The sequence below is a fragment of the Aeromonas simiae genome (genome assembly GCF_014892695.1).
GTDB lineage: Bacteria > Pseudomonadota > Gammaproteobacteria > Enterobacterales > Aeromonadaceae > Aeromonas > Aeromonas simiae.
Window position 1 is genome coordinate 1,348,055 of the sequence record NZ_CP040449.1, and the last position, 13,491, is coordinate 1,361,545.

Genomic DNA, 13,491 nt, shown 5'->3' on the forward strand with positions numbered 1-13,491 from the left:
AAGGCGCAGGATATGGGGGATCGGGGTCATAGGGCCTCGCTCAGAATGTGGCCGGCGGCCTGCCAGCCAGTGGCGATGGCCACGCCGGAGCCGGAGCCCTCTTGCACCGGGTCATAGTGGGCCAGCACGCTGCCGGCGCCGTAGAGGTTGGCGAGCGGCAGCCCTTCGCGCAGCACTCGCAGCCGCTCGTCGGTCTTGACCCCGAAGCCGAGGAAAGGGTGGCGGCCAAACAGGCGCTGATCGGCCCAGCGGTCGCGCTCTGAAGATCCGTGCACGTCGGCGCCGAAGATGGGCTCGCGAATACCGCGCAGGCGCGACTCCAGCCCACGGCTGAAGAAGCTGCCGCTGGCCAGAATGAAGTGCTCGGCCTCGAACAAGAGATCCTCGCCATTTTGGCTGTAGAGTCCCTGCACCCGATCACCGATGCAGCGGGCGCCCAGCACCCGCTCGCTGGTGAGGAAGGTGCCACCGAGGGCGACGAAGCGGCGGCGCAGCGCCTCTTGCATGCGCATGCCGATCAGCGATGGCGGCATGGTGGCCACCTCGCGGATGGTGCAGCCGGTGCGTTTTTCCAGCTCGTGCAGGCGCTCGTCGACCCTTCCTAGGGTGAGGCAGGCCGGCAGGATCACATGGCGGCATGGCCCCTGCGCCTGGTGGGTCAGGCGCGAGATCTCGGCCGCCAGATCCGCTAGCAGATCGTGGCGATCGCACAGGCGGGCGATGTCGGCGGAGCGAAACTCGTGGGGGTTGCGGCTGAACTCGGCCAATTGGGGCAGGCGCAGCTCACCGGTGAGGATGCGGCAGTGCGTAAAACCGGGTTGGCGCGCCAGGTTGGCGGCGGCCAGCGCCGGGTGGAAATCGCGAAACCCCTCCGGGGTGGCCAGCAGCAGGGTATCCGGCTGCGCGGCCTCGCCGGCGATGGCACAGCTATCGGGGGAGAGCCAGGTCGCCTTGAGGGTGCCGATGGGGGTGATGCGCTGGTGGTTGCGCTCGCCGTGTTGCAGGATCAGCCCTTCGGCGGCGCAGTGGGCCTGTAGCGCTTGCAGGCTGGCGATGATGTGGTCTGCGCCGACCTTGGCATAGGGGTGATCCGGGTGGGCGCCGATAAAGGCCGGCAGCGCCGCGCGCGGATCGCCCGGCACGTCGAGCAGGTCGACCGAGCCTGAGGAGAAGTGCAGCGCACTCTGGCCCGAGGCCATGATGAGGGTCTTGCGGCCGGCCTCAGCCAGGCGCAGGCCGGCAGAGAGCCCGGCCACGCCGCCGCCAATGATGATGCAATCGAAGGTCATGATGCGGCTCCTTGCTGCGAGTCTGGCTCGCCGGTCCAGCTGCCAAGCCCAAACAGCCCTTCATAGATCCAGTAGGTAAATTCAGCCTCACGCAGGGCGTCGCCCCACAGCACGGGGCGGGTGCCCTTGAAACGCTCCTCGATGAACTGGCGCAGCATGACGCAGGCCTGACGGCCGTCGGCCTTGCCGTACTCGTGCATCAGGCCGGCGGCGCGGTAGGCGCACAGCTCTCCCTGGCAGGGGCCCATGCCGACTCGGGTACGACGGCGCAAGTCGATGAGGTTGTCCACGTCCAGCTCGCGCAGGGCATATTCAATCTCGCCGGCGGTCACCATCTCACACTCGCAGATGAGGGCGTTGGCCCTGGGGTTGTCGCGAAAGAAGGCGATCACCCGCTCGCCGTGGCGATACTGGGCCGATCCTTCGGCCGGGGCGCTGAGGCCGGGGGCCGAAACCTTCTCCGGCTCGCGTGAGCCGGGCAGCGGCAACTCGGCGGTGCGGCACGGGGCGCTGTTACCTATCTTCTTGGCCACCAGATTGGTGGCCCACTCGGCCATCAGGCGGTAGGTCATCAGCTTGCCGCCGGTGATGGTGTTGAACCCCTGCAAACCGTCGCGCTCGCTGTGATCGAGCAGCACGATGCCGCGGCTGATGTTGCGCCCCGACTCGTCACCGTCCACCGCCACCAGCGGGCGTACCCCAGCGTAGGCGCGCAGCAAGCGGGTGCGCGCCATGATGGGGGCGAGCTTTATCCCCTCGCGCAGCAGCACCTCCACCTCTTCCGGGGTGACCTTGAGGTTGTCGATGCTGTGGTAGTCGACCTTGCTCGAGGTGGTGCCGATGAGGGAGATGGTGTCGCCCGGCACCAAGATGTCGGCGTCGGCTGGCTTGCGGCAGCGGTTGAGCACCAGCTGGTTGATGCGGTAGTCCATGATGAGCAAGGAGCCCTTGGCCGGAAACATGCGGATGCCGAGATCGGCGTATTCGCAGATCTGCTGGCCCCAGATCCCGGCGGCGTTGATCACCTCCTGCGCCTCGATCTCGAACGTCTGGCCGGTGCGGGTATTGATGGCCTTGACCCCATAGACCCGGGTCTGGCTGCGCAAGAGTCCGAGCACCTTGCTGTGGGTGAAGATGCGCGCCCCGTGCTCCTTGGCATCGAGCACATTGGCGGCGGTCAGGCGGAAGGGATCGACCGTGCCATCCGGCACCTCGATGGCGCCGATGAGGGCCGGGTTGGCGTTTGGCTCACGATGCAGCGCCTCGCGCGGATCGAGCTGGCGGGTCTCGATGCCGGCGCGGGCGCAGGCCTCCATAAAGGTCTTTTGAAAACCGATGTCATCCTCGGGCAGGGTCAGAAACAGCCCCCCGGTCGCCTCGACACAGTGGCTGGCGATGCGCTTGAGGATGCGGTTTTCCTGGATGCACTCGCGGGCCGACTCCTGATCGGTGACGGCATAGCGGGCGCCGGAGTGGAGCAGGCCGTGGTTGCGGCCTGTGGTGCCTGAGGCGATGTCATCGCGCTCGAGCAGGATGCAGTCGATACCGCGCAGGGCGCAGTCACGCATGATGCCTGCCCCCGTGGCGCCGCCGCCTATGATGACGACCTGGGTGGTGATCCGTTTCATGTTGCCCATCTCACTGCTTCTCGTTTGGCCCTAGTGTGGCGACAAACGAGAGTGAAATGTTTGATATGGGCCAAAATTATGAGCGCAAACGCTCATGGTGGGGCGTGCAAATGGGCGAACTGTGATGATGATCGCAAGAGGCTGGGTGGGCCCCGGTGTGAAGGTCGGGGCGAAGGTTCAGGCGCCCTGGCGAACCGGCTCTCGAAACACCATCTGGCTGCCGTCAAAGCGCAGCCACTTGAAGATCTCTTGGCTGTGACGCATCCCTTCGCGATCGAAGCGCACTCCGTAGACGGGGCTGCTGCTGATGCGGCGCTGATTGCAAATCGTGCCGCTTAACAGAAACTTCTGGCCGAGTCCGGCTGACTCGAGGCGCAACATGATGGGTTGCTCGTTGGTAAAGGTCGGCGCCAGCGCCGAGGTGCTGAAGCTACAGCCATGGATCGACAGGTCGCGTAGCTGCACCTCTATCTGGCGCTTCGTCACCATGACGCTACCGGTCAAGGAGACCGGGTAGCGGGTCTCGCCGCGCAGGGGGTAGAGGGTGATCTGGTTGGGCAGCTTGACGGTGAACAGCGGCAGCGGGCGCACCATCAGGTGCTCTATCTGGCTTGGAAAGGCGACCATGGCGCCGTTGCCGCGCTCAGAGATGAGGCTGACCGAGAGGCGGTAGCCCTCAACGAAGAAGCGATCGCGCTGATAGGCGGGCAGCTCCGGCAGCACGAAATAGAGATAGCGCTGCCGATCCGAGCCTATCAGGGTGGTGGTCACCGCATGATTTTGGCCGATCGGGGTGGTGAGTTCGATCATCGCCTCGCTGCCGTGCAGCAGATAGTCGAGAACGGGCAATCCTTGCACCAGCGTCTCTTGCACCGGGCTCGCCATGATGCGTTGTCGGATGGAAGATGCCTGAGTGGAAACGCTCAAGATGACACCTTTAAACGGTTGTTGGTAATCCCTGTGCTCGCCGGCTCCCTATGGTTAACCGCAGCACTTCTTGTATTTCTTGCCACTGCCGCAGGGGCAGGGATCGTTGCGACCGGCGCGCAGGGGGATGATGTCGCCTTCTGTGTAGTGCCAGCGCCCTGCTTCGCGCACGAAGCGCGAGCGCTCGTGCAGACAGCCGAGCTGCCCCGCTTCACGATACCAGGCGCGGAACTCGACCCAGCCTTGGTCACCCTGTTCGCCGCTGCCCAGAATATCCAAATGATCCCACTGTGTCTCTTGTTTCGAGAGGGTCAGGGCATCCAATTCACCGAGAAAATCGGGGTGCCAGGTCGCAACCAGATATTCACCCAGGCCCAGCACGAAGGCACTGTAGCGCGAACGCATCAGTGCTGCTGGGCTGGTGGCGATCGCGCCGTGGTGCAGTGGGGCGCAGCAGGCGCTATAGAAGAGGTCTGACCCGCAGGGACAGGGTGAATCGTGGCTCATTGTTGTTCATGCCCGGTCGATATAAAGGAGTGAGTTGCGCCGGATTTTAATGATACGGCCAGCCGGACGCCAGCGAGACGATGCGGGAACGCGCAGACAAGACTCTGCTTGGGGTGCGGATGACAATAATAAGGAGTCAGGAACATGATATTGAAACACAAGGTGTTGTTGCTCGGAGCCGTCCCTGTATTGCTGGTCGCGCTGGCGATGAACGTGAGCAGTTATCTGATGGCCAGAAGCGATCTTGACCATGAGCTGGCCCAGAATCGGGAGCAGGCGATCGGGGCGCGTAAGGCCCAGCTCGGCAGTTACCTGATGCTGGCGCAGACGGCGCTCGCCAAGGCGTATGCCGATCCCGACTCGCCGCAAGCGCGCGAGGCGGTGCGTGAAACGGTGCGGGCGCTGCGCTACAGCAGCGACGGTTACTTCTTTATCTACGACTTCACGGGGAACACCGTATTGCTGCCGACCCGTCCCGAGGTGGAGGGGAAAAATCGCTGGCAGGATCAGGATGCCAAGGGCAAGTACCTCATCCAGGAGATCATCAAGGTGGCCCGCGAGGGGGATGGCTACTCGGAATACTGGACCAACAAACCGTCCATCGGGCGAGATGCGCCCAAGCTGTCGTTTAACGTGGTGCTCGATAAGTACCAATGGGTGCTCGGTACCGGTTTTTATATCGACGACATCGAAAATGAACTCAGCGCCCTGCGTGCCGAACGTGAGGATGCCCTCTATTCAGAAATCGTCAGCAATGGCCTCATCACCCTGCTCATCCTCGCCGTGACGCTGGTGGTCACGCTGGTGGTGGGCAACCGGGTGGCCAGACCGCTGGTCGATGCGGTGAGCGCCCTCAACGATATCGCCGCCGGGGAGGGGGATCTCACCCAGCGCCTCAAGGTGCATGGCAATGATGAGGTCGGTCAGTTGGCCCGCGCGTTCAACCGCTTTGTCGAGCGGATCCAACGTGTGGTCGGGCAGGTGGGGCAGACCAGTGGCGAGCTGTTTGTCGCGGTCGGTAAGTTGCAGCAACTGAGCGAGCGCAGCGCCCACCAGATGCAGGGGCACAGCCGTGAGACCGATCAGGTGGTGACCGCCGTGACCGAGATGAGCTCGACCGCGCAGGAGGTGGCATCGAGTGCCTCCAATGCGGCCAGCGCGACCTCGGAGGCGGCCCGTGAATCGGATGCCGCTCGCGTCGTGGTCAACGATGCCATCGCCAGTATCAACCGGCTGGTGAACGAGGTGCACGCGGCCTCCGGTGTTATCGAGCAGCTGGCCCATGAGACCGGCAAGATAGAGTCGGTGGTCGAGGTCATCCGCGGTATCGCCGAGCAGACCAACCTGCTCGCCCTTAACGCGGCCATCGAGGCGGCCCGGGCCGGTGAGCAGGGGCGTGGTTTTGCCGTGGTGGCCGACGAGGTTCGCTCACTGGCCGGACGTACCCAGCAGAGCACCAAGGAGATCAACGAGATGCTCCAGCGCCTGCAAGGCGGGGTGCGTCAGGCGGTGGAAGCGATGGCGGCGAGCGAGGTATGCAGCCAGGAGACCATCAGCGAGGCAGGACGCATCGCCAGCTCTCTCGATACCATGGTGAGCGCGGTAGCCACCATCAACGACATGAACTTGCAAATTGCCACCGCCGCCGAGGAGCAAAATGCGGTCTCCGAGGAGATCAACCGCAACCTGGTGGCCATCCAGCACATAGTGAGTGAGCTGAGCGAAGTGTCGCAGGATACCCACGGTACGTCGCAGGATCTGGCGCGCAGTGGTGAAGAGCTCAAGACGCTGGTAGGCCAGTTCCGCTACTAAGGCGAATGAGTTGGGTAATGGGGCAGAGTGTGGGACAATCTGCTCCATTATCTTTCCCTTTTTAGCATCACTACTTCATGAACGAGTTGGTCAAAGGCAGCATCGATCTCATCCGGCAGCTCAACTATGGGCTGGTCTACGCCAGTCTGGAGGAGCATCAGGAGCTGTCTCGGACTGATCTGTCCCGTCTCACCGGCCTGTCACCGGCCAGCATCACCAAGATCACCCGCGAGCTGCTCGACAACGAGCTGGTGGTTCCCTGTGGTGAGAGCAGTGTGGGGCGCGGCCGCCGCCAGACCCTGCTGCGCATCAACGAGCGTCGCTACCAGTTTCTCTCCATGCGTCTTGGCCGCGGTTATGTCGACATGGCGCTGTTTGATCTGGCGGGGCGCTCGCTTTCTCGCCACCGCCATCAGTTCAGTCAGGAAGAGCGCACCTCGCTGCTCGATAGTCTGATCGAGGCGATCCGCCGCTTTTTGCCCGAGCGGGGCGTGAGACTGGCCTGTGTGGCGCTGTGTCTGCCGGGTCAGGTGGAGCGCCACAGTGGCATGGTGCGCCACTTTCCCTATTACGACCTGCGCAACTGGCCGCTTGGCCCGACCCTGGAAACCACCTTCGGTGTCCCTGTGCTGGTCAGCGGCGACGTGCGCACCTGGATCCAGGCCGAGCGCGAGTGGGGGGCGGCCAAAGATTGCGCTGACGCGGTATTGGTGTTCGTGCATAACGACATCGGGGTGGGGATGGTGGTCAATGGCCAGTTGATGGAGAGCGAGCACGCCTTGCTCGGCGATCTCAGCCATTTACAGCTCGAGCCTTATGGTCAGCGCTGCTACTGCGGTGGTTTTGGCTGCGCCTGCACCTTGGTGACCAATCAGGCGCTGGAGGCCCAGTATCGAGACCTGCGTGAACGCATGGGGCTTAGTGAATTGCCCGAGCAGATCACCATCCGCGAGCTGTGCGAGCTGGCGCTCGAGGGCAACCCCTTGTGTCAGCAGATCTTGCATCAGGCCGCCGGCCGGCTGGCCAAGGTGCTGGCAAACCTCATCTGTCTGCTCAATCCGGGTAAGCTGCTGCTCGGTGGTGAGTTGACCCGCGCCGACACTCTGCTGTTTCCCATGTTGCACCAATCCCTAGCGAGCCAGTTGCCGGGGGAGTATCTGGTGCGGCTGCAAATCGAATCGACCCGTTTCTACGAAGATCCCACCAAGCCGACCTCGGTGCAGGTACACAAGGCGCTGCGTGATGGCAGTTTGCTGATGACGCTGCTGCGCCCTGGTGCCGATACCAGCTTCGAATAGGGCACTTTTCCTTTATCTTCCTGGCTTTCCTCTGTGGTAAAGGCATAAAAAAACCGGCGCACATGGCGCCGGTTTTTGCATCCGTTCAACAGCTTACATGGAAGCGGTGAAGGTACGGGTGATCACGTCCTGCTGCTGCTCCTTGGTCAAGGAGTTAAAGCGAACGGCATAACCGGATACGCGGATGGTCAGCTGCGGGTACTTCTCGGGGTTTTCCATGGCGTCGAGCAGCATCTCGCGGTTCATCACGTTGACGTTCAGGTGTTGACCACCTTCCAGGTTCTCTTCGTGATGGAAGTAACCGTCCATCAGACCAGCCAGGTTGGCCTTCTGGGAGTCCATGTCCTTACCCAGTGCGTTCGGCACGATGGAGAAGGTGTAGGAGATACCATCCTTCGCATAGGCGAACGGCAGCTTGGCAACGGAAGTCAGCGAGGCAACCGCACCCTTCTGGTCACGACCGTGCATCGGGTTGGCACCCGGGCCGAACGGTGCACCGGCGCGACGACCATCCGGGGTGTTACCGGTCTTCTTACCGTACACCACGTTGGAGGTGATGGTCAGCACAGACTGGGTCGGAACGGCACCACGGTAGGTCTTGAGCTTCTGGATCTTCTTCATGAAGCGCTCAACCAGGTCGCAGGCGATGGCATCGACACGCTCGTCGTTGTTACCGAACTGCGGGTATTCGCCTTCGATTTCGAAGTCGACAGAGATGCCGTCTTCGTCACGTACCGGCTTAACCTTGGCGTACTTGATGGCGGACAGGGAGTCGGCGGCCACGGAGAGACCGGCGATACCACAAGCCATGGTACGGTACACGTCACGATCGTGCAGCGCCATCAGGGAGGCTTCGTAGCTGTACTTGTCGTGCATGTAGTGGATGATGTTCAGGGCAGCAACGTACTGCTTGGCCAGCCAGTCCATGAAGTGATCCAGCTTGTCCATCACTTCGTTGTACTCGAGGTACTCGGAGGTGATCGGAGCGGTCTTCGGACCAACCTGCATCTTCAGCTTCTCGTCCACACCGCCGTTGATGGCGTACAGCATGGTCTTGGCCAGGTTGGCACGGGCGCCGAAGAACTGCATCTGCTTACCCACTACCATCGGGGATACGCAGCAGGCGATCGCGTAGTCGTCGTTGTTGAAGTCCGGACGCATCAGGTCGTCGTTCTCGTACTGCACGGAAGAGGTCTCGATGGAAACCTTAGCGCAGTACTTCTTGAACGCGGTCGGCAGCTTCTCAGACCACAGGATGGTCAGGTTCGGCTCCGGGGACGGGCCCATGGTGTACAGGGTGTTCAGGATACGGAAGCTGTTCTTGGTGACCAGGGTACGGCCATCAACGCCCATACCGGCCAGGGTCTCGGTGGCCCACATCGGGTCGCCGGAGAACAGTGAATCGTATTCCGGGGTACGCAGGAAGCGAACCATACGCAGCTTCATGACCATGTGGTCCATCAGCTCCTGGGCTTCTTGCTCGGTGATGAGGCCTTTTTGCAGGTCACGCTCGATGTAGATGTCGAGGAAGCTGGAGGTACGGCCGAAGGACATGGCAGCACCGTTCTGGGACTTCACAGCCGCCAGGTAGGCGAAGTAGGTCCACTGGACGGCTTCACGAGCGTTGCTGGCCGGAGCGGAGATGTCGCAGCCATATTTGGCGGCCATTTCCTTGATTTGACCCAGGGCACGGTGCTGGTCAGCGATCTCTTCGCGCAGGCGAATGGTGGCTTCCAGGTTGACACCGTTTTCCAGATCGTCTTGCAGAGACTTGAACTGGGCCAGCTTGTCGGCCATCAGGAAGTCGATACCGTACAGGGCAACACGACGGTAGTCACCGATGATACGGCCACGGCCGTAGGCATCCGGCAGACCGGTGATGACGCCAGACTTACGGCAAGCCAGGATGTCCTTGGTGTAGACATCGAACACGCCCTGGTTGTGGGTCTTGCGGTATTCGGTGAAGATCTTCTTGACCATGGGGTCCAGCTCGCGGCCGTACACCTTGCAAGAGGTCTCTACCATCTTGATACCGCCGTTGGCGATGATGGCGCGCTTGAGCGGCTTGTCAGTTTGCAGACCCACGATCTTTTCCAGACCCTGGTCGATATAGCCGGCATCGTGAGCGGTAATGGTGGAGGGCAGGTCGGTATCAAAATCGACCGGCGCGTGAGTGCGGTTCTCGATCTTGATGCCTTCCATGACCTTGTCCCACAGCTTGGTAGTGGCTTCGGTCGCGCCAGCCAGGAAGGACTCGTCACCTTCATACGGGGTGTAGTTCTTCTGGATGAAGTCACGGGTGTTGACAGAGGTCTGCCATTCACCGGCCGCGAAGCCTTCCCATGCTTTTTGGAACTGTTCGTTAAGTTCTGCCATTTTCATTACCTCTCACGGTATTGATGTAGTCCGCCTTCATCCTTAATGATGACGACGGAAGATAAACCAGTAAGTCAGTCCTACCATGACTCCGCCACCAATAATATTACCGATGGTGACAGGGATCAGGTTGTTAAGGACAAAATGGGATACGGTCAGGTCGGCGAACTGAGCCGGGTCCTGGCCGATAGCCTGCCAGAATTCCGGACCGGCGACGCTGTGGATAGCGATACCGACCGGGATCATGAACATGTTGGCGATGCTGTGCTCGAAGCCGGAGGCGACAAACATGGCAACCGGAAGCAGCATCACCACGACTTTATCGGTCGCGCTGCGGGCGCCGAAGGCCATCCAGGCGGCCAGGCACACCATCAGGTTGCACAGGGTGCCCAGAGCCACAGCCTCGACGAAGGTGTGGTGGATCTTGTGTTGCGCCACTTTCATGGCGTTGAGTCCCCACTGGCCATCGGCGGCCATGTATTGGGACGAAAGAATGATCAGTGCCACCATGATGAGGCCACCAATCAGGTTACCAAAGTAGACCACACCCCAGTTGCGCAGCAGTTGGCCCCAGGTGATGCGATTTGCGGCCTTGGCAACCAGAGTCAAGGTGGTGGAGGTGAACAGCTCACCGCCGAGCAGGACGCAGAGGATAAGGCCAAGAGAGAAACAGAGACCGCCGACCAGCTTGGTCATGCCCCACGCCATGGAGCCAGCACCGGTGGTGACCGTGATATAGAAGATGAAGGCAATGGCGATAAAAGCGCCGGCCGTGATGGCCAAAGGGAAGGCCTTATAGGCGGGTTTCGTGGCCTTTCCATGTGTAATGTCTTCGGCCAGTGCGGCGATGGCTTCCGGCTTCAGACAATCAAAAGGGGATTCTGCTTTCAATTCGGTTTCACCTGAGAATTTAGCCTGGAAGGATAATAGCAAAGGGGGGCAACCCCAAATTTGACCATGATCAACCTTGACCAATCCTTAATGTAATTTTACTACAACATTGAGACCTTAATGGGTCTTTGTTTTGGGGTGGAGTTACACATGAAATCAATGGGAAAGTCAATGTAATCTTTTGATATGAAACGATTATTTTATGGACTGATGATAAAGTTGCGTTTGTTTTGCTTGTTACATCAATGAGTTAACAAGGTTGTTTAATCTATCCCTTTATAAGTGGTTTTTGTTTTTTATCTTCAATTTGTGATGGTTGCCACACTCATCCTAGCCTGACTACTCCGCATATGGGTGCCCTCAACAAGCAGAAGGGGAGCTCACGCTCCCCTTTGTCAATGTGCCTCGATCATGACCAGTTAAAGGCCCGCTTGGCCCGTTGCAGCTTCTCATAGGCGGCCAGCAGCTGTTGGTGCAGCGGGAACTGGGTCAGTGACAGCGTACCGCTCTCAAGACCATGGAAGCGGGCCGCTCCGGTGGCATGTTGCCACGCCTCCTGGAAGGCGGCTTCACCGTACATGCGGGCGAACACGGCGACGTATTGCTCCGGATCGCGCTCTTCATCAAGCAGCAGCTCCACCGCGCTTTTGAGGGCGCGGTAATAGTTAGCGCGCGCCTGGGTGAAGACTGACTGGTTGAACTCCATGGTCCAGTCGATCCACTCCAGCGCGGTCTCCAGCTCGCCCGCGGCCAGGGCCAGCATGGCCTTGAGTTCGCCCACCCGCAGGGTGTGCAGGGCGGTGCCCTTGCTGGCGGCGATGCCGAGCAGCTCGCGCACTCGGGTGCGCTCGTCGTGCCCCTCTTCTTCGAGCTGGTCGTAAAGGGCCATGTACTGCTCGGCATCCCACTCCAGCGAGGGCAGGGCCAGGATCACCTCACGCAGGTGGGCGCCCATGTTGTTGTTGGCCAGCAGCAGATCCTCGGCCGGATAGATGTCGGACATGCCGGGCACCAGGATGCGGCAGGCATAGACGCCGAGGTGCTCGTAATCGGCGATGTAGACCGGCTGCTCAAGCTCGTGGAAGATGCCGATGAGGTGATCGAACTCCTCTTGGGTGGTACCGGCGAAGTTCCAGTCGGCGAACTCGAAGTCAGCCTCTTGCTTGAACAGATCCCAACTGATGAGACCCGACGAGTCGATGAAGTGGGTCTCGAGGTTGTGGTGATCCGCTACCTCCTCGTTGTCGAACGAGGGGGGCATGAAGACGTCGAGATCCTTGAGGCCGCGCCCTTGCAGCAGCTCGGTCACGGTACGCTCGAAGGCCACTTCGAAGCGCGGATGGGCGCCGAAGGAGGCAAAGCAGGTGCCGTTGCTCGGGTTGAGCAGCACCACGCAGATGACCGGGTAGCGGCCGCCCAGGGAGGCGTCATAGCTCAGAATGGGGAAGCCTTCGGCCTCGAGGGCATCGATGGCCGCCTTGATGCCGGGGTAGCGGGCAATCACCTCGGCCGGAATCTCCGGCAGGCTGATGGCCTCGGCGATGATCTTATTTTTGACGTGGCGCTCGAACACCTCGGAGAGCCCCTGAGTGCGCGCCTCAGTCTTGGTGTTGCCGGCGCTCATGCCGTTGGAGACATAAAGATTGCCGATGATGTTCATCGGGATATACACGGTCTGGTGATCCGACTGGCGCTCGAAGGGGAGGGCAACGATGCCGCGCTCCTCGTTATTCGATTGCAAGTCCACCAGCATGTCGGCGGTCACTTCCCCTTCCGGGTTATAGAACTTGCGGGTGAACTCATCGAGCAGATCGACCGGCAGCTTGTCGCCCGTGATGGGGAACCACTTCTCGTTCGGATAGTGGACGAAATCGCCGTTGGCGATCTCCTCGCCCAGATAGAAGTCAGCGAAGAAGTAGTTGGTGGAGAGTCGCTCGAAATATTCGCCAAGAGCCGAGGCCAGCGCGGCCTTCTTGCTGGCACCTTTACCATTGGTAAAGCAGAGCGGGCACTCCTTGTCGCGGATGTGCACGGACCAGACGTTGGGCACCGGGTTGAGCCAGGAGGCCTCCTCGATGTCATAGCCCAGGGCCTGGAGCTTGCTTTGGAAACGCTCGATGGAGTCTTCCAGCGCCGCGTCCTTGCCGGGAATAAAGGTGTGGTCGGTCATCTCTATGGTTCCTGATGGTGTTGGCTCATGTTTCGGGCGCAGATGATAGCAGGCGACTGCCCCTTTGACAGAACCTTGGCAGGAAAATTGGCGAAAATGGGGGGCTTTCCCCCTTATGTCATGAGCTTGAGCCCCATGATACCGGCGATGATGAGCCCGACGCAGAGTAGCCGTGTGGCGCTGGCCGGCTCGTTGAATAGCACTATCCCCAATAGCACGGTGCCGACGGCGCCGATGCCGGTCCATACCGCATAGGCGGTGCCAAGAGGGAGGTGGCGCACCGCCTGGGCAAGCAACAGCACGCTCACCGCCATGGCGGCCAGCGTCAACAGAGTGGGGAGGGGGCGGGTAAATCCCTGGGTATATTTGAGGCCAATGGCCCAGGCGACCTCGAACAGGCCAGCCAGCAGCAGAAGCGTCCAAGACATAATAGATAACGCCATCGGGCCGGGTCGTCCCGGCGAACAGAAGGGCCGCCGGGGTCGTCCCTGGCGGGGCAGTGATTGCCACGAGTGACCATCATAGCGGCAGGGGGACTGGGCGGCCAGATCTCGCTCCGTTGCAGCAGATGAAGGGAAATATTGCAGAAATCG

General features: G+C 60.9%; 10 protein-coding genes. 2 read left to right on the top strand and 8 right to left on the bottom strand.

Annotation, left to right across the window (positions count from 1 at the left end):
* Positions 1-26 precede the first annotated feature (26 nt).
* The 4 genes from glpB to FE240_RS06400 all read right to left on the bottom strand — a co-directional run bounded on the left by glpB (position 27) and on the right by FE240_RS06400 (position 4,351).
* Positions 27-1,289, bottom strand: coding sequence for a glycerol-3-phosphate dehydrogenase subunit GlpB (gene glpB, locus FE240_RS06385; RefSeq protein ID WP_193003835.1), 1,263 nt, complete (start codon positions 1,287-1,289; stop codon positions 27-29).
* On the bottom strand, positions 1,286-2,917 hold the full coding sequence (glpA, locus tag FE240_RS06390) for an anaerobic glycerol-3-phosphate dehydrogenase subunit A (protein ID WP_193003836.1): 1,632 nt from the start codon (positions 2,915-2,917) through the stop codon (positions 1,286-1,288). Before glpA ends, glpB begins: the two co-directional genes overlap by 4 nt.
* A 177-nt stretch (positions 2,918-3,094) precedes the next feature.
* Positions 3,095-3,844, bottom strand: a complete 750-nt coding sequence (locus tag FE240_RS06395) for a PilZ domain-containing protein (RefSeq protein ID WP_193003837.1) — start codon at positions 3,842-3,844, stop codon at positions 3,095-3,097.
* A gap of 54 nt (positions 3,845-3,898) precedes the next feature.
* Positions 3,899-4,351, bottom strand: coding sequence for a YchJ family protein (locus tag FE240_RS06400; RefSeq protein WP_193003838.1), 453 nt, complete (start codon positions 4,349-4,351; stop codon positions 3,899-3,901).
* Between the two features lie 144 nt (positions 4,352-4,495).
* On the opposite strand from FE240_RS06400, the gene FE240_RS06405 reads away from it, so the two are divergent.
* Positions 4,496-6,163 carry a methyl-accepting chemotaxis protein gene (locus FE240_RS06405; protein WP_193003839.1) on the top strand — a complete coding sequence of 556 codons (1,668 nt, stop codon included), beginning with the start codon at positions 4,496-4,498 and terminating at the stop codon, positions 6,161-6,163.
* Between the two features lie 77 nt (positions 6,164-6,240).
* On the top strand, positions 6,241-7,461 hold the full coding sequence (locus FE240_RS06410) for an ROK family protein (RefSeq protein ID WP_193003840.1): 1,221 nt from the start codon (positions 6,241-6,243) through the stop codon (positions 7,459-7,461).
* 93 nt (positions 7,462-7,554) lie between these two features.
* Here FE240_RS06410 and pflB read toward each other — a convergent pair whose 3' ends face one another.
* The 4 genes from pflB to sugE all read right to left on the bottom strand — a co-directional run bounded on the left by pflB (position 7,555) and on the right by sugE (position 13,326).
* Positions 7,555-9,837: a formate C-acetyltransferase gene (gene pflB / locus FE240_RS06415; protein ID WP_193003841.1), complete on the bottom strand. Its 2,283-nt coding sequence runs from the start codon at positions 9,835-9,837 to the stop codon at positions 7,555-7,557.
* A 42-nt stretch (positions 9,838-9,879) separates the two neighbouring features.
* Positions 9,880-10,728, bottom strand: coding sequence for a formate transporter FocA (gene focA, locus FE240_RS06420; RefSeq protein ID WP_042045617.1), 849 nt, complete (start codon positions 10,726-10,728; stop codon positions 9,880-9,882).
* A 409-nt stretch (positions 10,729-11,137) separates the two neighbouring features.
* Complete coding sequence (ycaO, locus tag FE240_RS06425; RefSeq protein ID WP_193003842.1) at positions 11,138-12,898, bottom strand: 30S ribosomal protein S12 methylthiotransferase accessory factor YcaO; 1,761 nt, start codon at positions 12,896-12,898, stop codon at positions 11,138-11,140.
* Between the two features lie 113 nt (positions 12,899-13,011).
* Positions 13,012-13,326, bottom strand: a complete 315-nt coding sequence (gene sugE, locus FE240_RS06430; protein WP_042045614.1) for a quaternary ammonium compound efflux SMR transporter SugE — start codon at positions 13,324-13,326, stop codon at positions 13,012-13,014.
* Between the last annotated feature and the right edge of the window lie 165 nt (positions 13,327-13,491).